This window comes from Pseudomonas sp. SHLD1, assembly GCF_028640935.1.
GTDB classification, from domain to species: domain Bacteria; phylum Pseudomonadota; class Gammaproteobacteria; order Pseudomonadales; family Pseudomonadaceae; genus Chryseomonas; species Chryseomonas aestiva.
Window position 1 is genome coordinate 111,426 of record NZ_JAQZAD010000015.1, and the last position, 25,086, is coordinate 136,511.

Annotated in this window: 23 protein-coding genes; 10 read left to right on the plus strand and 13 right to left on the minus strand. The window is 65.7% G+C overall.

The features are described 5' to 3' along the window. The first annotated feature begins 80 nt into the window (after positions 1-80). A complete protein-coding gene (gene glpT, locus PVZ77_RS12765; protein ID WP_273806856.1) occupies positions 81-1,421 on the plus strand; it encodes a glycerol-3-phosphate transporter in 1,341 nt (446 codons plus the stop codon). A 135-nt stretch (positions 1,422-1,556) separates the two neighbouring features. Here glpT and PVZ77_RS12770 read toward each other — a convergent pair whose 3' ends face one another. The 5 genes from PVZ77_RS12770 to PVZ77_RS12790 all read right to left on the minus strand — a co-directional run bounded on the left by PVZ77_RS12770 (position 1,557) and on the right by PVZ77_RS12790 (position 6,860). Next, on the minus strand, positions 1,557-2,525 hold the full coding sequence (locus PVZ77_RS12770; protein ID WP_273806857.1) for a CDP-6-deoxy-delta-3,4-glucoseen reductase: 969 nt from the start codon (positions 2,523-2,525) through the stop codon (positions 1,557-1,559). A gap of 11 nt (positions 2,526-2,536) precedes the next feature. After that, the gene (ubiD, locus tag PVZ77_RS12775) at positions 2,537-4,003 is read right to left on the minus strand and encodes a 4-hydroxy-3-polyprenylbenzoate decarboxylase (protein WP_273806858.1); all 1,467 of its coding nucleotides are present in this window, start codon (positions 4,001-4,003) and stop codon (positions 2,537-2,539) included. 118 nt (positions 4,004-4,121) lie between these two features. After that, positions 4,122-5,384 (minus strand): transcription termination factor Rho, encoded by a 1,263-nt coding sequence (gene rho / locus PVZ77_RS12780; protein ID WP_133860469.1) that lies wholly within the window; start codon positions 5,382-5,384, stop codon positions 4,122-4,124. A gap of 226 nt (positions 5,385-5,610) precedes the next feature. Further along, on the minus strand, positions 5,611-5,937 hold the full coding sequence (trxA, locus tag PVZ77_RS12785; RefSeq protein ID WP_017639417.1) for a thioredoxin TrxA: 327 nt from the start codon (positions 5,935-5,937) through the stop codon (positions 5,611-5,613). A gap of 227 nt (positions 5,938-6,164) precedes the next feature. Next, positions 6,165-6,860: a FadR/GntR family transcriptional regulator gene (locus tag PVZ77_RS12790; RefSeq protein WP_273806860.1), complete on the minus strand. Its 696-nt coding sequence runs from the start codon at positions 6,858-6,860 to the stop codon at positions 6,165-6,167. A 267-nt stretch (positions 6,861-7,127) separates the two neighbouring features. Between PVZ77_RS12790 and PVZ77_RS12795 the strand changes: the two genes are divergently transcribed. The 5 genes from PVZ77_RS12795 (at position 7,128) to ppx (ending at position 11,566) form a co-directional block, all read left to right on the plus strand. After that, positions 7,128-7,910: a transporter substrate-binding domain-containing protein gene (locus PVZ77_RS12795; protein ID WP_273806862.1), complete on the plus strand. Its 783-nt coding sequence runs from the start codon at positions 7,128-7,130 to the stop codon at positions 7,908-7,910. 13 nt (positions 7,911-7,923) lie between these two features. Continuing rightward, positions 7,924-8,589 carry an amino acid ABC transporter permease gene (locus tag PVZ77_RS12800; RefSeq protein ID WP_273806863.1) on the plus strand — a complete coding sequence of 222 codons (666 nt, stop codon included), beginning with the start codon at positions 7,924-7,926 and terminating at the stop codon, positions 8,587-8,589. Continuing rightward, a complete protein-coding gene (locus tag PVZ77_RS12805) occupies positions 8,586-9,236 on the plus strand; it encodes an amino acid ABC transporter permease (protein WP_178118366.1) in 651 nt (216 codons plus the stop codon). Before PVZ77_RS12800 ends, PVZ77_RS12805 begins: the two co-directional genes overlap by 4 nt. Continuing rightward, a complete protein-coding gene (locus PVZ77_RS12810; RefSeq protein ID WP_183631757.1) occupies positions 9,223-9,954 on the plus strand; it encodes an amino acid ABC transporter ATP-binding protein in 732 nt (243 codons plus the stop codon). Before PVZ77_RS12805 ends, PVZ77_RS12810 begins: the two co-directional genes overlap by 14 nt. A gap of 112 nt (positions 9,955-10,066) precedes the next feature. Next, complete coding sequence (gene ppx / locus PVZ77_RS12815; RefSeq protein ID WP_273806864.1) at positions 10,067-11,566, plus strand: exopolyphosphatase; 1,500 nt, start codon at positions 10,067-10,069, stop codon at positions 11,564-11,566. Positions 11,567-12,463: 897 nt separating this feature from the next. Here the strand turns inward: ppx and ppk1 are convergent. Both ppk1 and hemB read right to left on the minus strand, forming a co-directional pair. Then, positions 12,464-14,692 carry a polyphosphate kinase 1 gene (ppk1, locus tag PVZ77_RS12820; RefSeq protein ID WP_273806865.1) on the minus strand — a complete coding sequence of 743 codons (2,229 nt, stop codon included), beginning with the start codon at positions 14,690-14,692 and terminating at the stop codon, positions 12,464-12,466. 9 nt (positions 14,693-14,701) lie between these two features. Further along, positions 14,702-15,724: a porphobilinogen synthase gene (hemB, locus tag PVZ77_RS12825; protein ID WP_273806866.1), complete on the minus strand. Its 1,023-nt coding sequence runs from the start codon at positions 15,722-15,724 to the stop codon at positions 14,702-14,704. A gap of 263 nt (positions 15,725-15,987) precedes the next feature. On the opposite strand from hemB, the gene PVZ77_RS12830 reads away from it, so the two are divergent. Beyond that, positions 15,988-16,542 carry a DedA family protein gene (locus PVZ77_RS12830; protein WP_133860460.1) on the plus strand — a complete coding sequence of 185 codons (555 nt, stop codon included), beginning with the start codon at positions 15,988-15,990 and terminating at the stop codon, positions 16,540-16,542. A gap of 117 nt (positions 16,543-16,659) precedes the next feature. After that, on the plus strand, positions 16,660-18,780 hold the full coding sequence (locus PVZ77_RS12835; protein WP_273806867.1) for a putative bifunctional diguanylate cyclase/phosphodiesterase: 2,121 nt from the start codon (positions 16,660-16,662) through the stop codon (positions 18,778-18,780). Between the two features lie 14 nt (positions 18,781-18,794). On the opposite strand, the gene PVZ77_RS12840 is transcribed toward PVZ77_RS12835, so the two are convergent. Next, positions 18,795-19,256 carry a YaiI/YqxD family protein gene (locus PVZ77_RS12840; protein ID WP_158889768.1) on the minus strand — a complete coding sequence of 154 codons (462 nt, stop codon included), beginning with the start codon at positions 19,254-19,256 and terminating at the stop codon, positions 18,795-18,797. 101 nt (positions 19,257-19,357) lie between these two features. On the opposite strand from PVZ77_RS12840, the gene PVZ77_RS12845 reads away from it, so the two are divergent. Then, a complete protein-coding gene (locus PVZ77_RS12845; protein WP_273806868.1) occupies positions 19,358-20,122 on the plus strand; it encodes an SDR family NAD(P)-dependent oxidoreductase in 765 nt (254 codons plus the stop codon). 9 nt (positions 20,123-20,131) lie between these two features. Here PVZ77_RS12845 and rhtB read toward each other — a convergent pair whose 3' ends face one another. From rhtB to PVZ77_RS12860, 3 genes are read right to left on the minus strand one after another with little or no spacing between them, the layout of a single operon-like run. Then, on the minus strand, positions 20,132-20,767 hold the full coding sequence (gene rhtB, locus PVZ77_RS12850) for a homoserine/homoserine lactone efflux protein (protein ID WP_273806869.1): 636 nt from the start codon (positions 20,765-20,767) through the stop codon (positions 20,132-20,134). 4 nt (positions 20,768-20,771) lie between these two features. Continuing rightward, a complete protein-coding gene (locus tag PVZ77_RS12855; protein ID WP_133860455.1) occupies positions 20,772-21,350 on the minus strand; it encodes a mechanosensitive ion channel family protein in 579 nt (192 codons plus the stop codon). After that, positions 21,350-23,257: an ATP-binding cassette domain-containing protein gene (locus PVZ77_RS12860; protein WP_273806870.1), complete on the minus strand. Its 1,908-nt coding sequence runs from the start codon at positions 23,255-23,257 to the stop codon at positions 21,350-21,352. Before PVZ77_RS12860 ends, PVZ77_RS12855 begins: the two co-directional genes overlap by 1 nt. 47 nt (positions 23,258-23,304) lie before the next feature. On the opposite strand from PVZ77_RS12860, the gene PVZ77_RS12865 reads away from it, so the two are divergent. Next, entirely contained in the window at positions 23,305-23,769 is a 465-nt protein-coding gene (locus PVZ77_RS12865) for a TIGR02444 family protein (RefSeq protein WP_273806871.1), read from the plus strand. Here PVZ77_RS12865 and rsd read toward each other — a convergent pair. Beyond that, a complete protein-coding gene (rsd, locus tag PVZ77_RS12870) occupies positions 23,766-24,242 on the minus strand; it encodes a sigma D regulator (protein ID WP_133860452.1) in 477 nt (158 codons plus the stop codon). The two genes, PVZ77_RS12865 and rsd, sit on opposite strands and share 4 nt — an antisense overlap. Before the next feature lie 304 nt (positions 24,243-24,546). After that, positions 24,547-25,032, minus strand: a complete 486-nt coding sequence (locus PVZ77_RS12875; protein WP_133860451.1) for a disulfide bond formation protein B — start codon at positions 25,030-25,032, stop codon at positions 24,547-24,549. Positions 25,033-25,086: the final 54 nt, after the last annotated feature.

The following is a 25,086-nucleotide window of genomic DNA, read 5'->3' on the forward strand; positions in this document are numbered from 1 at the left end:
CTGTAATATCATTGTAATATTCGAAAACGAACCTGGAATGTTCGTTTTCGATTAATACTTATAACAATACCGAGGCTCCCATGCTTGGAATCTTCGCCCCCGCGGCCCATCGCACGCCGCTGCCCGCCGATCGCATCGATCCCGTCTACCGCCGTCTCCGCTGGCAGATCTTCGCCGGGATCTTTATCGGCTACGCCGGCTACTACCTGTTGCGCAAGAACTTCTCGCTGGCCATGCCCTACCTGGTGGAGCAAGGCTACAGCCGGGGTGAACTGGGCGTGGCGCTGTCCGCGGTGGCCATCGCCTACGGCCTGTCCAAGTTCCTCATGGGACTGGTCTCTGACCGCTCCAATCCGCGCTATTTCCTGCCCTTCGGGCTGGTGATGTCGGCGCTGGTGATGCTGCTGTTCGGATTCGCACCCTGGGCCACCTCCAGTGTCAGCATCATGTTCGTCCTGCTGTTCCTCAACGGCTGGTTCCAGGGCATGGGCTGGCCGCCCAGCGGTCGCACCATGGTGCACTGGTGGTCGCAGAAGGAGCGTGGCGGGGTGGTCTCGGTGTGGAACGTCGCCCACAACGTCGGCGGCGGCCTGATCGGCCCGCTGTTCCTGCTCGGCCTGGCCTGGTTCAACGACTGGCACGCCGCCTTCTATGTCCCGGCCGTGGTGGCCCTGGCGGTGGCGGTCTTCGCCTTCATCGCCATGCGCGACACCCCGCAGTCCTGCGGCCTGCCATCGGTGGAACACTGGCAACAGGACTTTCCCGAGGGCTACAGCGAAGGTCACGAACGCGAATTTTCCACCAAGGAGATCTTCGTCGAGTACGTGCTGAAGAATCGCCTGCTCTGGTACATCGCCTTTGCCAACGTCTTCGTCTACCTGCTGCGCTATGGCGTGCTGGACTGGGCCCCCACCTACCTCAAGGAAGCCAAGCACTTCTCGGTGGACAAGACCTCCTGGGCCTACTTCTTCTACGAATGGGCCGGCATTCCCGGAACCCTGCTCTGCGGCTGGCTCTCGGACAAGCTGTTCCGCGGCAACCGCGGCGCCACCGGCGTGGTGTTCATGCTCGGCGTGCTGGTCGCCACCCTGGTCTACTGGCTCAACCCGGAAGGCAATCCCGGCATCGACCTGGCGGCCCTGGTATCCATCGGCTTCCTGATCTACGGGCCGGTGATGCTGATCGGCCTGCAGGCGCTGGAGCTGGTACCCAAGAAGGCCGCCGGCACCGCCGCGGGCTTCACCGGGCTGTTCGGCTACCTGGGAGGCTCGGTCGCGGCCAACGCCCTGGTCGGCTACACCGTGGACCACTTCGGCTGGGATGGCGGCTTCATGCTGCTGATCGGCTCCTGCGTCCTGGCCATCGTCTTCCTGGCGATGACCCTGAGACACACCGGCATGGTGGCCAAGTCGGCGCGCTGAGCCTGGAAAGGATCCCCGTAGCGTGGATGACGGCGTAGCCTCATCCACCGGGGCTCAAGGTGGAAAACGCTGCGCGGTTTTCCACCCTACGGACGTATCCATCGCGGCCATGCTAGTGCGCCGTAGCAATCCGCATTAACTCCGCGGCGCGTAGGCGAAGACGTCGGCGCGCATCTGGTGCGCGTCCATGCCGGCTTCCACCAAGGCGTCCAGGGTGGCATAGACCATCGCTGGCGAGCCGCTGGCATAGACATGCAGGCCGCTCAGGTCGGCGAAATCCGCACGCACCACCTCGTGCAGCAGACCGCAGCGCCCTTCCCAGCCACAGGCATCGCTCACCACCCGGTTCAGGGTGAGATTGGGCAGTTCCGCCCAGGCGTCCCAGGCCTCGATGGCATAGAAGTCGTCCGGCGTGCGCACGCCCCAATAGAGGTGCACCGGATGGGCGAAGCCCCGGGTGCGGGCGTCTTCGATCAGGCTGTGCATCTGGGCCATGCCGGTCCCGGCGGCGATCAGTACCAGGGGGCCTTCAGGCAGTTCGGCCAGGTGGGCGTCGCCATAGGGCAGCTCGACCTGGGCCATGCCCTTGCTTTCCAGTTGCGCCAGCAGCGCCTGGCTGCTGGCCTCGCGCGCCAGCACGTGCAATTCCAGCTCACGCCCCTGGTGGGGCGCCGAGGCCAGGGAAAAGGCCGACTGCTTGCCGTCGTCGCGCTGGATCAGCAGGTACTGACCGGCGTGATAGCGCGGCGGCCGCCCGGCGGGAGCACGCAGGCGCACCCGGCGGACATCGCCACCCACGTCATCCAGGGCCACCACCTGACAGGCCAGCTGGCGCACCGGCAATTCGCCAGGCGCGAGGACGCCGTCCCACTGCAGCAGGCAGTCGCTCAGGGGTACGGCCACGCAGACATAGATCTCGCCATGATCGACGGTCTGGCCGTGCTGGGCGACCTGGCCCTCCACCAGCAGCGCGGCGCAGAGCTGGCAATTGCCATTGCGGCAGCTGTGCGGCCCGCTGTAGCCGAGGCGCTGCGCGGCGGCCAGGATGGCTTCGCCGGGCTGGGTTTGCAGTACCGCACCCGAGGGCTGCAGGGTGACCTTCATCGTCGTCTCCGTTAGTCGATCCCGAGACTGGACCACATCTCGTCCACCCGTTTGACCACCGCTTCGTCCTTGACGATCGCCCGCCCCCACTCGCGGGTGGTTTCGCCCGGCCACTTGTGGGTGGCATCCAGGCCCATCTTCGAGCCCAGGCCGGAGATCGGCGAGGCGAAGTCCAGGTAGTCGATGGGAGTGTTGTCGATCATCACGGTGTCGCGCTTGGGATCCATGCGCGTGGTCACGGCCCAGATGACGTCGTTCCAGTCGCGGGCATTGATGTCGTCGTCGGTGACGATCACGAACTTGGTGTACATGAACTGCCGCAGGAACGACCAGACGCCCAGCATCACCCGCTTGGCGTGGCCGGGGTACTGCTTCTTGATGGTCACCACCGCCATGCGGTAGGAGCAGCCTTCCGGCGGCAGGTAGAAGTCGACGATCTCCGGAAACTGCTTTTGCAGGATGGGCACGAAGACTTCGTTGAGCGCCACGCCGAGAATGGCCGGCTCGTCCGGCGGCCGCCCGGTGTAGGTGCTGTGATAGATAGGGTCGCGGCGGCGGGTGATGCGTTCCACGGTAAAGACCGGGAAGGTATCGACCTCGTTGTAGTAGCCGGTGTGATCGCCATAGGGCCCTTCCGGCGCGGTCTCGCCCGGATGGATGACCCCTTCCAGCACGATCTCGGCACTGGCCGGCACCTGCAGGTCGTTGCCCACGCACTTGATCAGTTCGCTGCGACTGCCGCGCAGCAGGCCGGCGAAGGCGTATTCGGACAGGGTGTCGGGTACCGGGGTGACGGCGCCGAGGATGGTGGCCGGATCGGCGCCCAGGGCCACGGCCACCGGGTAGGGCTGGCCGGGATGCTTCTGGCACCACTCGCGGAAATCCAGCGCGCCGCCCCGGTGACTCAACCAGCGCATGATCAGCTTGTTGCGACCGATGACCTGCTGGCGATAGATGCCGAGGTTCTGGCGTTCCTTGTTGGGTCCGCGGGTGACCGTCAGACCCCAGGTGATCAGCGGCGCCACGTCGCCCGGCCAGCAGTGCTGGATCGGCAACCTGCCTAGATCGACCGCCTCGCCCTCTTCGATCACCTCCTGGCAGGGCGCATCCTTGAGCACCTTGGGCGCCATGCTGATGACCTTCTTGTAGATCGGCAGCTTCGACCAGGCGTCCTTGAGGCCCTTGGGCGGCTCGGGCTCCTTGAGAAAGGCCAGCAGCTTGCCGATCTCGCGCAAGGCGCCGACGTCCTCGGCGCCCATGCCCAGCGCCACGCGCTGGGGCGTACCGAACAGGTTGCCCAGCACGGGCATGGAGAAGCCCACGGGATTCTCGAACAGCAGCGCCGGCCCCTGCTTGCGCAGGGTCCGGTCGCAGATTTCGGTCATCTCGAGGATCGGCGAGACCGGGGCGGTCACGCGCTTCAGTTCACCACGCTGCTCCAGGCTGCGGATGAAGTCACGCAGATCTCGGTATTGCATGCGGCCTCTTGGCGCTGGGGAAAGTCTGGCAGTCTACCGCCTGAGTCGCGCATCGAGAAAGCACTGGCCCAGAAACGCCAAAGGCCGGGATTTCCCGGCCTTTGCATGCGACTGCGCCTTACTTGCTGCGCCTCATCGAATCGAAGAACTCGCTGTTGGTCTTGGTCTGACGCAACTTGTCGAGGAGGAATTCGATGCCGGCGATCTCGTCCATCGGATGCAGGATCTTGCGCAGGATCCACATGCGCGACAGCTCTTCCTCGTCGGTGAGCAACTCTTCGCGGCGGGTGCCGGACTTGTTGATGTTGATGGCCGGGAAGACGCGCTTCTCGGCGATCCGACGCTCCAGGGGCAGCTCCATGTTGCCGGTGCCCTTGAATTCCTCGTAGATCACCTCGTCCATCTTCGAGCCGGTTTCTACCAGCGCGGTGGCGATGATGGTCAGGCTGCCGCCTTCCTCGATGTTGCGCGCGGCGCCGAAGAAGCGCTTGGGCTTCTCCAGGGCATGGGCGTCGACACCACCGGTGAGCACCTTGCCGGAGCTGGGGATCACGGTGTTGAAGGCCCGGGCCAGACGGGTGATGGAATCCAGCAGGATGACCACGTCCTTCTTGTGCTCGACCAGGCGCTTGGCCTTCTCGATCACCATGTCGGCGACCTGCACGTGGCGGGTCGGCGGCTCGTCGAAGGTGGAGGCCACCACTTCACCGCGCACCGTGCGCTGCATCTCGGTCACTTCCTCGGGACGCTCGTCGATGAGCAGCACGATGAGGTAGCACTCGGGATTGTTGCGGGTGATGTTGGCCGCGATGTTCTGCAGCATGATGGTCTTGCCGGCCTTGGGCGGCGCGACGATCAGCCCGCGCTGACCCTTGCCGATGGGAGCGCAGAGGTCGATGACCCGACCGGTGAGGTCTTCGGTGGAGCCGTTGCCGGCTTCCATGGTCAGGCGCTTGGTGGGGAACAGGGGCGTGAGGTTCTCGAACAGCACCTTGTTCTTGGCGTTTTCCGGACGGTCGAAGTTGATGGTGTCGACCTTGAGCAGCGCGAAATAGCGCTCGCCCTCTTTCGGCGGACGAATCTTGCCGATGATGGTGTCGCCGGTACGCAGGTTGAAGCGGCGGATCTGGCTGGGAGAGACATAGATGTCGTCGGGACCGGCCAGGTAGGAGGAGTCGGCGCTACGCAGGAAGCCGAAGCCGTCCTGCAGGATCTCCAGCACGCCATCCCCGGAAATCTCGTCGCCACCCTTGGCGTGCTTCTTGAGCAGCGCAAAGATGATGTCCTGCTTGCGGGACCGGGCCATGTTTTCCAAGCCCGCGGCATCCGCCATTTCCAACAGTTCCGTGATGGGCTTTTGCTTGAGTTCGGTCAGATTCATAGACGTATGTTGACGTGAGAAGAGGCGAAGGAGGGATTCGAGCTGAGCGGCCGGATGCGAGATTAGCTTCGCGGGATGCGTTCTGAAGAGGAGAACTGACGGCTACAGCAGATGAGAAGACGGCCCGCTGATGGGGTCGTGGCTGGAATCTAGCACCTGCATGGGTACTCGTCCAGCCGTCCGGGCATAAAAAAGCCCCGCATGGCGGGGCTTTCGACTGGCTGCCTCAGACGTTGGCGTCGAGGAAGGCGGCCAGTTGCGACTTGGACAGGGCGCCGACCTTGGTGGCCTCGACCGCGCCGTTCTTGAACAGCATCAGGGTCGGGATGCCACGCACGCCGTACTTCGGCGGGGTGTCCTGGTTTTCGTCGATGTTCAGTTTGCAGACCTTGAGCTTGCCCTGGTAGTCCTTGGCGATCTCGTCCAGAACCGGCGCGATCATCTTGCACGGACCGCACCATTCGGCCCAGTAGTCGACCAGCACGGGGCTGTCGGACTTCAGCACGTCCTGCTCGAAGCTGGCGTCGCTGACGTTGGTGATGTATTCGCTCATTGACTCTCTCCGAATTCGGGTGCGACTTGAAGTATGGCCATGATAGCCCTGCTGCCGTCACTTCGAAAGCATTCGAACATTGATGGTGGCTATGACCGGCATTGATGGCAGAAGTGGTTCACGATCTGGCAAACGGGCGACAAGGCCTGAGAAAGCGGAGTCGAGCTGCATTTCCGAAGCCTTTGCAACCCTGACCGGTCACCGTTCCACCGATCGTGGATCGCTGTTTAGACAGCAGGAACCGTGAAGGGGGTTCCACTGCGCAGGGCCGCATTGCGGATATGTTCGCGCATGGCCTTTTGCGCCGACGCGGGCGAGCGGCGGCTCAGGGCCCTGAGGATGCGCCGGTGTTCCTGCCAGGTTTCCAGGGCCCGCTCGGGGCGCACGAAGGGCAGCTTCTGGCTCTCGTGGAAGCGTTCGGGGCTGCTGGTGATCACCGCCAGCATGGCCGGGTTGTCCGCGGCCAGCAGCAGCTGGCGATGGAAGTCGAAGTCCAGCACGGCCGCCTCTTCCAGCTCGTTGGCCCGCAGCGCCCGGTGCAGGGCGGCCAGATTGACCTCCAGGCGATCCAGGTCGGCAGGCCCCAGGGTGACGGCGGCCAGCCCTGCGGCGAAGCCTTCCAGGGCGAATCTCAGCTGGAAGACATGGGCCGCCGTCACCTCGTCGGCGAAGGGCCAGTGTCCGTCCACCGCACCCGTCGCTGCCTGCACATAGACGCCGCGCCCGGGCTGGACGCTGACCAGGCCCAGGGCGCTCAGGGTGGACAGCGCCTCGCGCAGGGAGGCGCGACTCACCCCCAGCCGCTCGGCCAGCTCACGCTGCGCGGGCAGGGCCGCACCGGGGGCATAGCCTTCGGTCTCGATCAGTCGGCGAATGGCGTCGACGGCATATTGGGGTACGGCGCGAGTGGCAGCGAGGGGCATGGCGTGGTCAGGCCAGTCAGTCCGGAAGCTTGCCTTTTATGCCCAATTTCCAGCGACTTCAAGTGCAGCCCCAAGGCAGAGCACGCCGCGACAACCGCGCACCAAAGCGGCTCACTGCAGGCGCCAGCGCAGGCGGCTGTCCTGGAGCAACTGTTCAGACCAGTAAGACCAATCCTCAAGCCTGACGGCCCTTGCGCCCCTCTGGCAGGCGGCTGGCACATGAAATGCACTGGTAGAGCCATCCCATCCTGCTTCCGGAGTCTCGTCATGCTCAAGCGCTGGACCGCCCTCTCCCTGCTCGCCCTGGGCCTCACCGCCCTGCACACTTCCGCCCAGGCCGATCAACTGGCCGATATACAGCAGCGCGGCGTGCTGAGGGTCGCCGTGCCGCAGGACTTCCCGCCCTTCGGTTCGATCGGCCCGGATCTCAAACCGCGCGGCCTGGATATCGACACCGCGCAACTGATGGCGGACAAGCTGAACGTGAAGCTGGAAGTCACCCCGGTCAACAGCACCAACCGCATTCCCTTCCTGACCACCGGCAAGGTGGACCTGGTCATCTCCAGCCTGGGCAAGAATCCCGACCGGGAAAAGGTCATCGACTTCAGCAAGCCCTATGCGCCCTTCTATCTCGGCGTCTTCGGCCCCAAGGATGCCACCATCAGCACACCCGAGCAGCTGGCCGGCAAGGTGATCTCGGTCACGCGCGGCTCCATCGAAGACCTGGCGCTCACCGACGTGGCGCCGAAGGACAGCGTGATCAAGCGCTTCGAGGACAACAACTCCACCATCGCCGCCTACCTGGCCGGGCAGTCCGAGCTGATCGCCAGCGGCAGCGTGGTGATGAAGGTGATCGGCGCCCGCAACCCGGCCAAGGAACCGGTTCTCAAGGTCAAGCTCAAGGACTCGCCGGTGTACGTGGGCATCAACAAGAACGAGCCGGCGCTCAAGGACAAGGTCGATGCCATTATCGATGCGGCCCGCGCCGACGGCACCCTGAGCAAGAACTCCGAAAAATGGCTGGGCGATCCCCTGCCGGCCGCTCTCTGAGGATCGACGCGCCATGGCGTATCAGTTCGACTTCCAGCCCGTGCTCGCGCAGAGCGACCTGCTGCTCAAGGGGGCGCTCTACACCCTTGAGCTGACGGTGATCGGTGGCTTCTTCGGTATCCTCATCGGCATCGTCGGTGCCACCTGCCGCGCCTGGCGCCTGAAGCCCTTCGCCCAGGCCTTCGGGGTCTACGTCGAGCTGATCCGCAATACGCCCTTCCTGATCCAGCTGTTCTTCATCTTCTTCGGCCTGCCCTCCATCGGGGTGCGGATCGAAGCCGGCCAGGCGGCGGTGCTGGCCATGGTCATCAACCTCGGCGCCTATTCAACCGAGATCATCCGCGCCGGCATCCAGGCGATACCGCGTGGCCAGCTGGAAGCGGCGGCGGCCCTGGCCCTGACCCGCTTCGAAACCCTGCGCTACGTGATCCTGCGTCCGGCCCTGGCCAAGGTCTGGCCGGCGCTGTCGAGCCAGCTGGTGATCGTGATGCTGGGCTCGGCGGTGTGCTCGCAGATTTCCACCGAGGAGCTGACCTTTGCCGCCAACTTCATCCAGTCGCGCAACTTCCGCGCCTTCGAAACCTATCTGCTGACCACCCTCATCTATCTGCTCATGGCCATTGGCGTGCGTCAGGCGCTGCATTGGCTGGGCGTCTTCTTCATCGTCAGGAGGCGTTGATGGACTTCACGCTCGCCGACATCCTGCGCAGCCTGGCCAGCGGCCTCGGCCTGACCCTGGTGCTGTCGCTGGCGGCCTTCCTCTTCGGCGGCCTGGCCAGCGCACTGGTCCTGCTGGCGCGCAACTCGACGCTCCGGCCGCTACGCCTGCTGGCGCGCGGCTACATCGAGCTGTTCCAGGGCACCCCGCTGCTGATGCAGCTGTTCCTGACCTTCTTCGGGCTGTCGCTGCTGGGTCTGGAAGTCCCCGCGTGGCTGGCCGCCGGCCTGGCCCTGACCCTGTTCACCAGCGCCTATCTCGCCGAGATCTGGCGTGGCTGCGTCGAAGCCATTCCCCACGGTCAGTGGGAAGCCTCGGAAAGCCTGGCGCTGACCCGCTTCGAACAGTTGCGCCACGTGATCCTGCCGCAGGCCCTGCGCATCGCCGTGGCGCCCACCGTGGGGTTCTCGGTGCAGGTGGTCAAGGGCACCGCGGTGACCTCCATCATCGGCTTCACCGAGCTGACCAAGATCGGCGGCATGCTCGCCAATGCCACCTTTCAGCCCTTCACCGTCTACGGCCTCGCCGCCCTGGGCTATTTCATCCTCTGCTACCCGCTGTCGCTGGCCGCACGCTGGCTGGAAAGGAGACTGCATGCCGCTGCTTAGAGTGACCGCCCTGCACAAACACTATGGCAACCACCATGTGCTCAAGGGCATCGACCTGACCGTCGAGGAAGGCCAGGTAGTGGCCATCATCGGCAAGAGCGGTTCGGGCAAGAGCACCCTGCTGCGCACCCTGAACGGCCTGGAATCCATCAACGACGGCGTCATCGAGGTGGATGGCGAATACCTGGACGCCGCGCGGGTCAATCTCCGATCGCTGCGGCAGAAGGTCGGCATGGTCTTCCAGCAGTTCAACCTCTTTCCGCACCTGACCGTGGGCGAGAACGTGATGCTGGCGCCCCAGGTGGTCAAGAAGACCAGCAAGGACGAGGCCCGCGCCCTGGCGCGGCAAATGCTCGATCGGGTCGGTCTGGCGGAGAAATTCGACAGCTACCCGGACCGCCTCTCCGGCGGTCAGCAGCAGCGGGTAGCCATCGCCCGCGCCCTGGCCATGTCGCCCAAGGTGCTGCTCTGCGACGAAATCACCTCGGCGCTGGATCCGGAACTGGTCAACGAGGTGCTGGCGGTGGTCAAGCAGCTGGCCCGCGAGGGCATGACGCTGATCATGGTCACCCACGAGATGAGATTCGCCCGCGAGGTTGGCGACAAGCTGGTGTTCATGCACCAGGGCAAGGTTCACGAAAGCGGTCATCCCCAGGAGCTGTTCGCCCGTCCGCAGACGCCGGAACTGGCCCAGTTCATCGGCCAGGTGGCTTCATGAGGCGGAAAAACCCTATTTTTTCTGCCACTTTGCGCAACCGTAACCGCTGTGCGCTTGAAGCCGTCACCGGCTAGCTGGCACGATGGCGCGGTTTATCGCCGAGAGCCTCCAGATGCAGCCTTCGCCAGCCGAACCCCACGAACTGATCGCCGCCATCGACCTGGGCTCGAACAGCTTTCACATCGTCCGGGCGCGCCATTCCCACGGGGAGATCCGCATCCTTGAGCGGCTGGGCGAAAAGATCCAGCTGGCTGCCGGCCTGGACGAGTCGCGCCTGCTCAGTGAAGAGGCCATCCAGCGCGGCCTGGACTGCCTGCGCCGCTTCGCCCAGCTGATCGCCGGCATGCCGCGCGGCGCCGTGCGAGTGGTGGGCACCAACGCCCTGCGTGAAGCGCGCAACCGCGGCGAATTCATCCAGCGCGCCGAAGCCGTGCTCGGCCATGCGGTCGAGGTCATCTCCGGTCGCGAAGAGGCCCGCCTCATCTATCTGGGCGTGTCCCACTCCATGCCCGATGTGCCCGGACGCCGCCTGGTGACCGACATCGGCGGGGGCAGCACCGAATTCATCATCGGCCAGCGCTTCGAGACCCTGCAGCGCGAGAGCCTGCAGATGGGCTGCGTCAGCTTCACCAAGCGATTCTTCGCCGACGGCAAGATCACCGCCGCCCAGTACGCCCGTGCCTACACCGCCGCCCGCCTGGAATTGATGAACATCGACCAGGGCCTGCGCGAGATGGGCTGGCACCAGGCCCTTGGCGCTTCCGGCACCATCCGTGCGGTGGCCCTGGCGATCCAGGCCGCCGGCCGCGGCAATGGCGAGATCACCCCGGAGGGCATCGAGTGGCTCAAGCGCAAGCTGCTCAAGCAGGGCGACATCAACCTGCTCAACATCGACGGCGTGAAGCCGGATCGACGCGCCATCCTGCCGGGCGGCCTGGCCATCCTCGAAGCCCTGTTCAAGGCCCTGGAGCTGCAGGAAATGCACCTCTCCGAAGGCGCCCTGCGCGAAGGGGTGCTCTACGACATGATCGGCCGGCACAGCCACGAGGACGTCCGCGAACGCACCCTCAACGCCCTGGCCGAGCGCTACCACGTCGATCAGCGCCATGCCGAGCGGGTGGAAAAGCGCGCCCTGAAGTCCCTGGCACAGGTCGCCGAGGCCTGGGCCCTGACCGACGAGAATCATGCCGAACTGCTGCGCTGGGCGGCGCGCCTGCACGGCGTCGGCCTGGACATCGCCCACTACCAGTACCACAAGCATGGCGCCTACCTGATCGAGCACTCGGACCTGCCCGGCTTCTCCCGCCGCGACCAGCAGGCCCTGGCCCTGCTGGTGCGCGGCCATCGCCGCAACATCCCCGTGGAGCGCCTGCAGGAGCTGGGCGCGGAAGGCGAGCCGCTGCTGCGCCTGACGCTGCTGCTGCGCTACGCCATCCTCTTCCACCACATCCGCCACAAGAGCATTCCGGACGTCCAGCTCAGCGCCGGCGAGCGCAGTCTGGACGTGCAATTCCCCGATGGCTGGCTGGCGGAGAACCCCCTGACCCAGGCCGACTTCGAACAGGAGGCGCAGTGGCTGGAGCGGGTGGGGTACAAGTTGAGCGTGCGGTGAGGGGACTTTTTGTAGGTTGGGTTGAGCGGAAGCGAAGCCCAACGGTGCGGGGGCTTCACCTCGAGTTTTTAGTACCCAACTCTTTGTGTGCATTGGCTCTTTATCGAAGTCTTCTGGTACTCCTTGTTTCGCCCACTCGGGCGACTCACTTTTTTCAGTCGCGAAAAAAGTAAGCAAAAACGCTTGCCCCGACCATCCGGCCCTACGCTGCGCGCCGGGTCCGCTCACGCCAGCGTCGTTCCGGGGTCGGCCTACACGGGCCGTCCATGGCCCGTTAGGCCTCTCGCCGCATCCATGCGGCTCGACCCACTCCACGACACCGGCGTTCGCCCTCCTGAACGGGGCGATTCGCTAGCCTGAAAGTTTTAGTTGAATAACCCGTAGCCCGTAGCCCGTAGCCCGTAGCCCGTAGCCCGTAGCGTGGACAACGGCGAAGCCTTGTCCACTGATGGTGTCGGTGCCCAACAGTGGAAAACGCTGCGCGGTTTTCCACGCTACAGAGACAGTAAATACCGAATCCTCAGGCTGGCGCCTCGTCCCCATCAGTGAGGCCGAGTGTAGGTGCCGCGGAAGGGGATGCGAGGCAGGACGCCGAGCAAGGCGCGAGGGGCAGGAGGCCCCTTCGTGCCGTGCCACTGGAGCGGCGCCGGAGCGAGGGGACCCGGAGCGAAGCGGAGGGCCGAAACGTGGGGACAGCGTTTTTGGTTACTTTTGCCGCGACTGGCAAAAGTGACTCGCCCGGGTGGGCGAAACAAAACCATCAAAACACTCGATAATCAGCGAATGCACCCATAAGCCCGGCACCCAGTAACGACTCAACATTGTTGGGCTTCGCTCCCGCTCAACCCAACCTACGAAACCGGCCAGGGCCCACGTCGGCATGGGCCCGAAACTTCCTCAGCGCGTATTCACCACCGGGCTGGCCAATCGCTCCAGCAGCGTCGCCTGCACACTGCGGGCATTCTGGTTGCCGGTCGGCGATTGCCGGATGTAGCTGCCGTCTTCCTGCAGTACCCAGGCCTGGGTGTTGTCGGTGAGATAGCCTTCCAGCTCCTTCTTGACCCGGGTGATGAGCTTCTTGCCTTCCACCGGGAAGCAGGTCTCGACGCGCATGTCGAGGTTGCGCTCCATCCAGTCGGCGCTGGAGAGATAGAGTTTCTCGTCGCCACCGTTGAGGAAGTAGTAGATGCGGCTGTGCTCCAGGAAGCGGCCGATGATGGAGCGCACCTGGATGTTGTGGGACACACCCGGTACACCGGGGCGCAGGCAGCACATGCCGCGCACCACCAGGTCGATCTTCACCCCGGCCTGGCTGGCCTTGTAGAGGGCGCGGATGACCTTGGCATCGGTGAGGCCGTTGACCTTGGCCATGATCTGCGCCGGCCGCCCTTCGCTGGCCGCCAACGCTTCGCGGTTGATCATCTCCAGCAGGTTCTTCTTCAGGGTGAAGGGCGCGTGCAGCAGCTTCTTCATGCGCAAGGTCTTGCCCATGCCGATCAGCTGGTTGAACAGCTTGTGCACGTCCTCGGTCAGGGCCACGTCGGCGGTCAGCAGGCTGTAGTCGGTGTACAGCTTGGCGTTGCCGGCGTGGTAGTTGCCGGTACCCAGGTGGGCATAGCGGCGCAGCTCGCCGTTCTCGCGGCGCAGGATCAGCATCATCTTGGCGTGGGTCTTGAAGCCCACCACGCCATAGATGACCACGGCGCCGGCCTGCTGCAGGCGGCTGGCCAGCTGCAGGTTGGACTCCTCGTCGAAGCGCGCGCGCAATTCGATGACCGCGGTCACCTCCTTGCCACTGCGCGCCGCGTCCACCAGGGCGTCGACGATCTCGGAGTTGGCGCCGCTGCGGTAGAGCGTCTGCTTGATCGCCAGGACGTTGGGGTCCTTGGCGGCCTGGCGCATCAGGTCGATCACCGGAGTGAAGGACTCGAAGGGGTGCAGCAGCAGCACATCGAGCTTGCCCAGCACGTTGAAGAGGTTGTCCTTCTTCTGCAGCAGCTTGGGAATGGTCGGCGTGAAGGGAGCGCTCTGCAATTCCGGATGGCTGTCCAGCCCGGTGATGGAGAACAACCGGGTCAGGTTGACCGGGCCGTTGACCTTGTACAGCTCGCTCTCGCCCAGATTGAACTGCTTGAGCAGGTAGTCGGTAAGGTGTTTCGGGCAGATGTCCACCACCTCGACCCGCACCGCATCGCCGTAGCGGCGGGAGAAGAGCTCGCCACGCAGGGCACGCGCCAGGTCTTCGACATCCTCGGTGTCCACCGAGAGATCGGCGTTGCGGGTCAGGCGGAACTGGAAGCAGCCCTTGACCTTCATGCCGGGGAAGAGATCGTCGGCGTGGGCGTGGATCATCGAGGACAGGAAGACGTAGTTGTCGCCGGGGCCCGCGACTTCCTCCGGCACCCGGATGATCCGCGGCAGCAGGCGTGGCGCCGGGATGATGGCCAGACCGGAGTCGCGACCAAAGGCGTCCATGCCCTCCAGCTCGACGATGAAGTTGAGGCTCTTGTTCACCAGCAGCGGGAAGGGATGGGTCGGGTCCAGGCCGATGGGGGTGATGATGGGCGCAATCTCGTCGCGGAAGAACTTGCGCACCCAGGCCTTGATCTTGACGTCCCAGTAACGACGGCGGATGAAGCGAATCCGCTGCTCGGCCAGGGCCGGCAGGAGGACATCGTTGAGGATGGCGTACTGCCGGTCCACCTGGCCGTGGACGATGTCGCTGATGCGCGCCAGCGCCTGGTGCGGCAGCAGGCCATCGGCCCCGGCCTGCTCGCGGGCGAAGGCGATCTGCTTCTTCAAGCCCGCCACGCGGATCTCGAAGAACTCGTCCAGGTTGCTGGAAAAGATCAGCAGGAACTTGAGGCGCTCGAGTAGCGGATAGGATTCGTCGAGAGCCTGCTCCAGCACGCGGATGTTGAACTGCAGCTGCGACAGCTCGCGATGGATGTAGAGGCTGCTGTCGTCCACGTTGGCCGCCGGCACGCTGGGGGCGGCAGGCACCTCGAGCACGGGCGCGGACGGCTGCACCTCGACGTCCGTCGCGATCGCCTCCTCCGGCGTCTCCAGAGACTCGGCGGTGACGGGCTGTTGCAGATCGGTTTCGACGAAACCCTGGCTACTCATTGAAGCTCCTTAGGAACGCGAAGGCCCCTGGCGAAGTTGTTGGGCGGCGCGTTTGGCGAAATAGGTGAGGATGCCGTTGGCCCCGGCACGCTTGAAGGCCAGGAGCGATTCGAGAATCACGGCCTCGGACAGCCAGCCGTTCTGGATCGCGGCCATGTGCATGGCGTACTCGCCGCTCACCTGGTACACGAAGGTCGGCACGCGGAATTCCTCGCGGACCCGGCGGACGATGTCCAGGTAGGGCATGCCCGGCTTGACCATCACCGAGTCGGCGCCCTCGGCCAGGTCGCCGGCGATCTCGTGCAAGGCCTCGTCGCTGTTGCCCGGATCCATCTGGTAGGTGGCCTTGCTGCCCTTGCCCAGGTTGGCGGCCGAGCCGACGGCGTCACGGAAAGGCCCATAGTAGGCGCTGGCGTACTTGGCCGAGTAGGCCATGATCTGCACGTTGTGATAGTCGGCGTCTTCCAGGGCGGCGCGGATGGCGCCGATGCGACCGTCCATCATGTCCGACGGGGCGATCACCTGGGCGCCGGCAGCGGCATGAGACAGCGCCTGCTTGACCAGCACCTCGACCGAGATGTCGTTGAGCACGTAGCCGCGCTCGTCGAGGATGCCGTCCTGGCCGTGGGTGGTGAAGGGATCCAGGGCCACGTCGGTGATCACCCCCAGTTCCGGGAAATGCTCGCGCAGGGCCCGGGTGGCGCGCTGGGCGATGCCGTCGGGGTTGTAGGCCTCGGCGCCGTCCAGCGACTTGCGCTCGGTGGGCGTGACCGGGAACAGCGCGACCGCGGGAATCCCCAGCGCCACCAGTTCGGCGGCCTCTTCCAGCAGCAGGTCGATGGACAGCCGCTCAACGCCAGGCATCGAGGGAATGGCCTCGCGACGGCCTTCGCCATCGAGCACGAAGACCGGCAGGATCAGGTCATCCACCGTCAGCACATGCTCGCGCATCAGACGACGGGAAAACTCGTCGCGGCGCTGACGGCGCATGCGAGTGGCAGGATAGCTACGGCTGATGGGGGTAAAACTCACGATCGACTCCCAGACCCGGATCACGGGTCAGTGTGATGGGTTATAGGCCACAATCATGACCGATTGGTAACAGCAGATGACAATATGGAGTGCCTATAGGTCCTATCCAAGGCAGACGCCGGCTGGACCCGGCGTGACACAGGGTCGCAGCGAAATCCCTGCCTGACCGTCTGGCACCCGGCGGACGGAAGTCCGTCACACTTTCTTTCCAGACACCAACCGGGGTAGGCTGCGCCATCTTTATTCACCTCGTGTAGCGCCGAATGCTCCAACAATTCCTCCACGATTTCGGCTATTTCGCCCTTTTTCTCGGCACCTTTTTCGAGGGCGAAACCATTCTGGTGCTGGCCGGCTTCCTGGCCTTCCGCGACTACATGAACATCCAGACCGTCATCCTGGTCGCCTTCTGCGGCAGCTATGCCGGCGATCAGCTCTGGTACTTCCTCGGCCGGCGCCATGGGCGCAAGCTGCTGGCGCGCAAACCCAAGTGGGAAGCCGCCGGCGAAAAGGCGCTGGCGCACATCCGGCGCCATCCGGATCTCTGGGTGCTGAGCTTTCGCTTCGTCTACGGCCTGCGCACGGTGATGCCGGTGGCGATCGGCCTGTCGGGCTATCCGCCGGCGCGCTACCTGATCCTCAACGGCATCGGCGCCATCGTCTGGGCCACGGTGCTGGGTTATGCCGCCTTTCACTTCGGCGCCGTCCTCGAAGGGGTGCTGGGCAATCTCAAGCGGTATGAACTGATGGTGCTAGGTGGCCTGGTGGTGATCGGCCTGCTGCTCTGGCTATGGCGCCGCAGCCGGACACCCAAGGCCTGACGGCAGGCCGCTCCCTAACCGGTACGTCGATCGAACAGATTAAAGGCCCAGCTACCGCTGCCGATGCCCTGAGCATCAACCCCTCCCGAAACCTCGTGTGCACGCTGGCGATAGAGCATGCTGAACTTCTCCACCCTGCTGCCTCCCGGCCATCAGATCCTGGCTGCCAACGAGTACGAAAGCCTACTCGTGGTCCTGGCGTACCTGATCGCCAGCGCCGCCGGCTACACCGCCCTGGCCATGGCCGACTGGGTGACCAACAGTCGCTCCCGCCGCGGCAGCGAACTGGCCAAGCTGATCGGCGCCGTCGCCCTGGGCGGAGGCATCTGGTCGATGCACTTCCTGGCCATGCTGTCGTTCAAGATCGGCATCCATGTGCACTATGCACCCCTGCAGACCCTGGCCTCGCTGCTGATCGCCGTCGCCGTGTCCTACACGGTCATGCACCTGATCGGGCGCGAGTCCCTGACCGCACCGCAGTACCTGCTCGCGGCCCTGGCCGCCGGCCTGGGCATCGCGACCATGCACTACACCGGCATGCTGGCGATGCAGTCGGTCGCCGTGCAGCTCTATGATCCGCTGCTGGTGGTGATTTCCGTGGTGATCGCCAGCCTCGCGTCCCTGGGCGCCCTTTTGCTGGCCTTCCGCCTGCGCGGCAGGACCGGCCTCAGGACCCTCTGGCTGCGCGTGCTGGGCAGCCTGGTCCTGGGTTTCGCCATCGTCTCCATGCACTTCACCGGCATGGCCGCCCTGACCCTCGCCGTGCCGATCGGCTTCGAACCCGACGGCCTGGCAGAAATGAATCAACACCTGGAGCTGGGCATGGGCATCGCCCTCGGCACCCTGTTCATCATCATGGTGGGGCTGCTCGCCGCCTGGGCCGGCGAACGCTTCAATGCCCAGCGCCTGCGGCTGGAGCGGGTCTCGACCACCCTCGATCAGATCACCCTGCACGACCCCCTCACCCACCTGCTCAACGGCGGCAGTTTCATCCAGACCGTCGACCGGGCCATCGGCCAGGCGCGCACCGGTGAGCAGTTCGCCCTGCTGATGCTGGACATCGATCACTTCAAGCGCATCAACGACAGCCTCGGGCATGCCCTTGGCGATGAATTGCTGATCCAGATGGCGCAGCGGATCCGCGCGGTGCTCGACAACGACCTGCCGCTGGCCCGCTATGCCGGCGACGAATTCAGCCTGTTGCTGCCGCTCGGCCAGCGCGGCGACAGCCAGCCCCTGGCCATGCGCCTGCTGGAGCAGTTGCGCCCGCCCTTCGAACTGGCCGGACAGCGCATCGCCATGACCTTCAGCCTGGGTATCGCCCACTATCCCCAGGACGGCGCCAACGCCGGCCAGTTGCTGCGCAGCGCGGGCCTTGCGGTCGGCCACTGCAAGCGCAGCGGACGCAATCGCAGCCAGAGATTCACCACCGATCTCCAGCGCGACGCCGACGACCTGCTCAGCCTGGAGATGGACCTGCGCCACGCCCTGGCCCAGGGCGGCCTGCACGTCGCCTATCAGCCCATCGTCGATCCGTGCGGCGCTCCGGTGGCCCTGGAAGCGCTGGTGCGCTGGCAGCATCCGGTCCTGGGCCCACTGAGCCCCGAACGCTTCGTGCGCGTCGCCGAGGAAACCGGCCTGATCGCCGACCTGGATGGCTGGGTCATGCGCCAGGCCTGCGCCGATCTCGCCCAGCTGCACCGTGAGGGGCATGCGGAACTGCGCGTTTCGGTGAATTGCTCGGCACTCAATCTGAGCGATCGTCTGCTGCCCCAATCCATCGCCCGGACCTTGCAGGCCGAGGACCTGCCGGCGTCGGCGCTGATCCTCGAGGTGACCGAGAACGCCCTGATGCACAGTCTCAACGTGGCCGTCGAGGTGCTCGGCGAGATCCGTACGCTGGGCGTGCGGGTGTCCATCGACGACTTCGGCAGCGGCTATTCATCCCTGGCCTATCTGAGCCGGCTGCCGGTGGACTCGCTCAAGGTGGATCGCGCCTTCGTCCGCACCATCCCCAAGCAGAGCAACGACATGGCCATCGCCGCGGCGATCATCGCCATGGCGCACAAGCTGGGCCTCAACGTGGTCGCCGAAGGGGTGGAAACCAGCGAGCAACGCCAGTTCCTGCAGGCCAACGGCTGCAACTTCATGCAGGGCTATCTGTTCGGCCGGCCCATGCCGTTGCCGCAACTGCGCACCTGGCTGCAGCAACCCGCCATCGCGGCCGTCCCGGCCTAGCCGACGCTCCGCACCTAGCCAGCAGCGCTGCGCTGGAGGCGGGTGAGCAGCCGATCCAGGGCATTGGCGAAGGCCTGGCGATCACGTTCGCCGTAGCCGGCCTGGCCGCCGCCCATCTGGCCCTGGTCGCGCAGGTCGGTCATCAGATTGCGCATGGCCAGGCGCTGGCCCATGTTGCGCTCGTCGAATTCCTGGCCGCGCGGATCGAGGGCGACCACGCCCTTCTTCACCAGCCGGTCGGCCAGGGGAATGTCGCTGCAGATCACCAGGTCACCGGGCTGCGCCTGCTCGACCAGATGGTCGTCGGCGGCGTCGGGGCCACTGGGCACCACCACCAGGCGCACACAGGCGAAGGGCGGCTTGATCTGCGGCTGGCCAGCCACCAGCACCACCTCCAGCTTGCGCTTGAGGGCGAACTTGCAGACCAGCTCCTTGGCGGCGCGCGGACAGGCATCGGCATCGATCCACAGGATCACGGGGGATTTCTCCGGCAAAAGCCCAGGATACCGCGCCGCGGCGGCGCACCCCAGCGCGGCGGCGCGGTCGGACAGGGATAGCGATCTGACTGGAGTCTCCCATGACCTTCTGGCAACGCCTGGAGCAGCCCGCCCAGGTCCTGGTGTATGGCGCCACCGGCGGCCTTGGTCTGGCCCTGTGCGACCAATTGCTGGCCCGCGACGACGTCGCGCGGGTCTGGGCCTGCGCCCGTCAGGCCGAAGGGCATGCCGGTCTGGCCGCGCTGGAGCGGCGCCATGGCCCGCGCCTGCGCGGCCTCGACGTCGATCCGCTGGCCGAGCCCGACCTCGCGGCCCGCCTGGCTGACGAGACGTCCCGCCTGGATCTGCTGCTGTGCGCCTCGGGGCTGTTGCAGGGCGCGCGGGCGCGCGCCGAGAAGAGTCTGACGCAGGTGGATCAGGCCGGGCTGCTGGAAAGCTATCTGGCCAATGCCGTGCTGCCGCTGCTGCTGATCCGCCAGCTGACGCCGCTGCTCAAGGGCCAGCACCCCTGTCAGATCGCCGCGCTCTCGGCGCGGGTCGGCTCCATCGGCGACAACCAGCTGGGCGGCTGGTATGGCTATCGGATGGCCAAGGCCGCGCTCAACCAAGGCCTGCGCTGCGCCAGCATCGAACTCGCTCGGCTCAATCCGCAGAGTTGCGTGCTGGCCCTGCACCCTGGCACCACCGACACGGCGCTGTCCCGGCCCTTCCAGGCCCGGGTACCGGCCGACAAGCTGTTCACCCCCGCCTATGCGGCCGAACGGCTGCTGGAGGTGCTGGCCGCACGGGCGCCGGCCGAGACCGGCAGTTTCTGGGATTGGCAGGGACAGCCGGTGGTCTGGTAGCGCCCGGCTTCAGACCGCGGCGCGGCGCACCGTGGACAGCAGCGCGGCCGCGGCGAGGAACAGGCTGGCGAACACCCGGTTGGTGATGCGCTGCTGCCGAGGCGTGCGCAGCAGGGTCAGCACCCGGGCAGCCAGACCGGTGTAGCCGGCCATCACGATCAGGTCGACGGTGACCATGGTCACCCCGATGAGCAGATACTGCGCGGCCAGGGGCGCGTGGGGATCGACGAATTGCGGCAACACCGCGAGCAGGAAGATCAGCGCCTTGGGATTGCTCACGTTGACCAGGAAGCCACGCATGACCAGGGCACCGATCCGCGGTGGCAGACGTTCGCCGACCACCTGCTCACCCAGGTCCAGCGGCGCGGCGCGCCATTGGCGGATGGCCAGGTAGGCGAGATAGGCCACGCCGAACCACTTGATCAGGGTGAAGGCCAGTTGCGAGGTCGCCAGCAAGGCGCCGACGCCCACGGCGACCACGGCGATCTGCAGCGCCAGTCCCAGTTGCAGGCCCAGCGCCGTCCAGTAGCCGCGCCGGAAACCGTGGTTGACGCCGGCACTCATGGAGGCGACGGCGCCCGCCCCCGGCGAGAGGCTGATCATCCAGCAGGCAATGAAGAAACCGGTCCAGACCTGCAGACTCATGGATTCACCTGTCGAGATGGAAATCGAAGGAGCCGTCGGCATCGCGCCAGCGCCGGACCGACTTCTGGAAGAATTGGGTGTTGGGGATCTGCACCAGGGTGGCTTCCTGGTTATCGTCCAGTTCCTGCAGCGTCACGAAGAGCATGTTGATGGCCACCACCCGCCCCTTGATGCCCGGCTTGTCCGAAGCGTCCAGCACCTCGATGCGATCGCCCAGGCGAAAGGGGCCGACGGTAAAGATCAGCACCGCGCAGAACAGGTTGGAGAGCACGCTCCAGATGGCGAAGAAGGCCACCGCGGCCACCGCGACGAAACCGGAAATGGCCGTCCAGAGCACCGCCGCGGAGACCCCGAAGCGCTCCAGCGCCATGAGGATGGCACTGCCCATGATCAGCCAGCGCAGGACTCCACGCAGCCCGAGGACGATCTGCGGCGGCAGCGGATAGCGTTCGCCCAGGCCGGTGACGGCGCGGGCCACGATACGCTGCAGCACGTAGCCGAGCAGCAGCACCAGGGCCACCTGACCGGCCACCAGCAGGTAGTCGCCCCAACCCGGCAGCCAGGTGTACAGCCACTGAGTCATCAGGCCCCCTCGAGTTCGGCTTGCAGACCTTCCAACCGCTCCAGGGCCTCCAGCCACTGTTCTTCCAGCTCGGCTTCGCGGGTCTTGGCAGTGGCCTGGTCGGCCAGCGCCTGGCGCAGCTCCTCCTTGCGGGAAGCGTCGTAGAGTCCGCTGTCACCCAGGCGGGCTTCCAGGGTAGCGAGCCTTTCCTGCAGCTTGCCCAGCTCGGCTTCCAGCTTGTCGGCGGCCTTCTTCAGCGGCGCCAGCTGCTGGCGCAGGGCGGCGGCGGCCTGGCGCTGCGCCTTGCGATCGGTCTTGTCGACCGCCGCGTCGCCGTCCGCCACGAGCACCTGCCGGGCACGGAAATCCACCAGCCAGCGACTGTAGTCGTCCAGGTCGCCGTCGAAGGCCTGCACCTTGCCATCGGCCACCAGCAGGAATTCGTCGGTGGTGCTCTTGAGCAGATGACGATCGTGGGAGACCACCAGCACCGCCCCGGCGAATTCCTGCAGCGCCAGGGTCAGCGCCAGGCGCATGTCCAGATCCAGATGGTTGGTGGGTTCATCCAGCAGCAGCAGGTTGGGCTTCTGCCAGGCGATCAGCGCCAGGGCCAGCCGGGCCTTTTCGCCACCGGAGAAATTCAAAACCACCTCGTCGCAGCGCGGACCACGGAAGTCGAAGCCACCCAGGAAGTCACGCAGACCCTGCTCGCGCTCGCCGGGGGCGATGCGCTGCAGGTGCAGCAGCGGACTGGCCTTGGCGTCCAGGGAATCGAGCTGGTGCTGGGCGAAGTAGCCGATGGCCAGGTTCTCGCCGCGCTGCAGGCGGCCGCCGAGGGGTTCCAGCTCGGCAGCCAGGGTCTTGATCAGGGTCGACTTGCCGGCGCCGTTGGGGCCGAGCAGGCCGATGCGTGCCCCCGGCGCCAGCTGCAGCTTGACCGGGTGCAGGATGGTGGTCTCGCCGTAGCCGAGTCGGCCTTCGGCCAGGTCGAGCAGTGGGCTGGACAGCTTGTCCGCCTCACGGAAAACGAATTCGAAGGGCGAGTCGACATGGGCCGGCGCCAGCTCTTCCAGGCGTTCCAGGGCCTTGATCCGGCTCTGTGCCTGGCGCGCCTTGGTGGCCTGGGCCTTGAAGCGGGCGATGTACTTCTCCATGTGGGCACGCTGGGCCTGCTGCTTGTCATAGGCCTGCTGCTGCTGCGCCAGGCGTTCGGCGCGGGTACGCTCGAAGCTGGAATAGCCGCCACGATAGAGATTGAGCTTCTGCTGGTCCAGGTGCACCACGTGATCGACCACGGCATCGAGGAAGTCGCGGTCGTGGGAGATCAGGATCAGGGTGCCGGGATAGCCCTTGAGCCAGTCTTCCAGCCAGAGGATGGCGTCCAGATCCAGGTGGTTGGTGGGTTCGTCGAGCAGCAGCAGGTCCGAAGGGCACATCAGCGCCTGGGCCAGGTTCAGGCGCATCCGCCAGCCACCGGAGAAGTCGCCGACCTGGCGTTCCATCTGCGCGGCGGTGAAGCCCAGTCCGGCCAGCAGCTTGCGCGCCCGGGCGTCGGCGGTATAGCCGTCGGCCGCCTCGAAGTCGGCGTGCAGCCGGCCCAGGGCGTTGCCGTCCTGGGCCGCCTCGGCGGCTGCCAGCTCGCGCTGGATGCGGCGCAAGTCGCTGTCGCCATCCAGCACATAGTCCACCGCCAGCCGCTCCAGGGTATCCACCTCCTGGCGCATGTGGGCGATGCGCCAGGCCGCCGGGATGTGACAGTCGCCGGCGTCGGCACCGAGCTGGCCGCGCAGGAGGGCGAAGAGACTGGATTTGCCGGCACCATTGGCACCGATCAGACCGGCTTTCTGGCCGGGATGCAGGGTCAGCTCAGCGCTTTCGAGCAGACGCTGGGGACCACGCTGTAGAGTAAGGTTCTGTAGTCGGATCATGGCGGCGGAGTGTAGCAGCTCCACCACCCACGAATGGGGAGGCGGACATGCAAGAGGACCTGTGGGAATTCGCGTTGGCAGTATACGCCCGGCCCGGTGTGGAAGGCGCCTGTTTGCGTCTGCAGGAAGCCGGTGCCGATGTCTGCCTGGTGCTGACGGCACTCTGGCTGGATCGGCGTGCCTGCGCCCTCGACAATGAAGGCCTGACGCGGCTGCGCCGCGCCGCGCAGCACTGGCAGGATACGGTGGTGCGTCCGCTGCGCCAGCTACGGCAGGCCTGGAAGGCGGCGTCCAGCGCGGACGAAAGCCTGGCGGCACTGCGCGAGCAGCTCAAGGGACTGGAATTGGCAGCGGAACGTGAACAGCTCGCGCGTCTGGCGCGACTCGCCGGCCATTGGCCGTGCCGAGAGGCACGGGACCAGGAGGACTGGCTGCACGCGCTGGCACCGCGCGAGGCAGCCGCAGCGGACCTCGACCTGCTGGCCGAGGCGGCGCGGATGATCCGAGTCTAGACCGAAGCCAGACGCGGTTGCTGGTGCGAGGTGTGCAGCACCTCGATGAGGCAGTCTTCCAGCTCGAAGCGCTCGCGCAGGGTTTCGCCCAGCAGCTTGAGTTCGATGGTCAGCAGACCCGGGTCCCGGTAGGCCCCGCGCTCGAATCTGTCGTTGAAGTTCAGGGCGGCGTCGGTCAGGGCCTGCAGGCGCGGATAGACGCTGTCGGCGAACTCGATGGCGCGCTCGTCCTGGAATTCACGGGCTTCGGCCACCAGTTGCTCGTAGATCTCGAAATGCGCGGTGGACATGTAGTCGACCAGCATGTCGCAGAGTCGCTCCAGTTCACCGACCTCGCGCACCGGACCCAGCAGGGGCTCCATGTCCAGGGTTTCGTAGGCGGTCACCAGCTCGCGGCGGGCAATCAGCCAGCGGTCGATCAGCTGGTGGACCCCACCCCAGCGTTCCTGGGCATTGCGGCAGGTTTCTAGCATGACGGCAGCTCTCTATACGGGCGAGACGGTCCGGGCGCAGACGCCCGGGGGTTATCAGGAACTATACCGACATCGTCTCGCCAGGCGAGTGCCGTTGCTCGGAGAAAGGCCCAATGTGGCGCTTCAGCAGTTAACCACACAATTTTGGCGGCGCTTCCTGTCCGCAGTGGCGGACCGCCTTGGACGTCGTTGGCACTCCTCGCCATAGCCCTGCCATGACCCGTCCCGGCGCCTGGCCCGCCCGGGGCGCCGAACCGAACAAGACTCACTCGCCACTTCTTGCGCGAGCTTCAGAAACCCCACACTAGCGACGGCGAAAGACCTTGACCAGGCTCAGGGCCATGAGCAGCACGAAGGCCAGCAGGCTCCATTCCGGGATACTCAGACCGAACAGCGTCCAGTTGACCTCGGCGCAGTCGGCGGTGCCGTGCAGGACCAGGCGGATGATCTCCTGGAAGGGCAGCGCCTGCATCATGTAGTCCAGGCTCGGCAGGCAGGCCGCCAGCTCTTCCGCCGGGACCGTCTGCAGATAGACCTGGCGGCCGGCGGTGGCGGCACCGGCCGCGGCCAGCAGCAGCAGGACCACGCCATAGATGCGCCGCCCACGCTTGCCCGGTGCCTGGATGCCGGCGATCAGCGCCACCACCCCGACCAGGATGAAGAAGATCCGTTGCATGACGCACAGCGGGCACGGCTCGAGGCCGACCACGTGTTCGAGATAGAGACCGACGCCCATGAGCACCGCGCAGGTGGCGGCCATGAACAGGAAGATGAAGCGGGGACTAGTCACGGACGCGCCGTCTCCAACAGGGAATTGGGACGTTACGGTAGTGAAAGCCCGGGC

Excerpts from the sequence above, each read along its gene's own strand:
- rsd (WP_133860452.1), bottom strand. The coding sequence starts at position 24,242 with ATGCTAGAAACCTGCCGCAATGCCCAGGAACGCTGGGGTGGGGTCCAC.
- PVZ77_RS12855 (WP_133860455.1), bottom strand. The coding sequence starts at position 21,350 with ATGACTCAGTGGCTGTACACCTGGCTGCCGGGTTGGGGCGACTACCTG.
- rho (WP_133860469.1), bottom strand. The coding sequence starts at position 5,384 with ATGAATCTGACCGAACTCAAGCAAAAGCCCATCACGGAACTGTTGGAA.
- PVZ77_RS12860 (WP_273806870.1), bottom strand. The coding sequence starts at position 23,257 with ATGATCCGACTACAGAACCTTACTCTACAGCGTGGTCCCCAGCGTCTG.
- PVZ77_RS12790 (WP_273806860.1), bottom strand. The coding sequence starts at position 6,860 with ATGCCCCTCGCTGCCACTCGCGCCGTACCCCAATATGCCGTCGACGCC.
- PVZ77_RS12865 (WP_273806871.1), top strand. The coding sequence starts at position 23,305 with ATGCAAGAGGACCTGTGGGAATTCGCGTTGGCAGTATACGCCCGGCCC.
- ppx (WP_273806864.1), top strand. The coding sequence starts at position 10,067 with ATGCAGCCTTCGCCAGCCGAACCCCACGAACTGATCGCCGCCATCGAC.
- rhtB (WP_273806869.1), bottom strand. The coding sequence starts at position 20,767 with ATGAGTCTGCAGGTCTGGACCGGTTTCTTCATTGCCTGCTGGATGATC.
- glpT (WP_273806856.1), top strand. The coding sequence starts at position 81 with ATGCTTGGAATCTTCGCCCCCGCGGCCCATCGCACGCCGCTGCCCGCC.
- PVZ77_RS12795 (WP_273806862.1), top strand. The coding sequence starts at position 7,128 with ATGCTCAAGCGCTGGACCGCCCTCTCCCTGCTCGCCCTGGGCCTCACC.
- ubiD (WP_273806858.1), bottom strand. The coding sequence starts at position 4,003 with ATGCAATACCGAGATCTGCGTGACTTCATCCGCAGCCTGGAGCAGCGT.
- PVZ77_RS12810 (WP_183631757.1), top strand. The coding sequence starts at position 9,223 with ATGCCGCTGCTTAGAGTGACCGCCCTGCACAAACACTATGGCAACCAC.
- PVZ77_RS12845 (WP_273806868.1), top strand. The coding sequence starts at position 19,358 with ATGACCTTCTGGCAACGCCTGGAGCAGCCCGCCCAGGTCCTGGTGTAT.
- trxA (WP_017639417.1), bottom strand. The coding sequence starts at position 5,937 with ATGAGCGAATACATCACCAACGTCAGCGACGCCAGCTTCGAGCAGGAC.
- ppk1 (WP_273806865.1), bottom strand. The coding sequence starts at position 14,692 with ATGAGTAGCCAGGGTTTCGTCGAAACCGATCTGCAACAGCCCGTCACC.
- PVZ77_RS12830 (WP_133860460.1), top strand. The coding sequence starts at position 15,988 with ATGCTCCAACAATTCCTCCACGATTTCGGCTATTTCGCCCTTTTTCTC.
- PVZ77_RS12770 (WP_273806857.1), bottom strand. The coding sequence starts at position 2,525 with ATGAAGGTCACCCTGCAGCCCTCGGGTGCGGTACTGCAAACCCAGCCC.
- PVZ77_RS12835 (WP_273806867.1), top strand. The coding sequence starts at position 16,660 with ATGCTGAACTTCTCCACCCTGCTGCCTCCCGGCCATCAGATCCTGGCT.
- PVZ77_RS12800 (WP_273806863.1), top strand. The coding sequence starts at position 7,924 with ATGGCGTATCAGTTCGACTTCCAGCCCGTGCTCGCGCAGAGCGACCTG.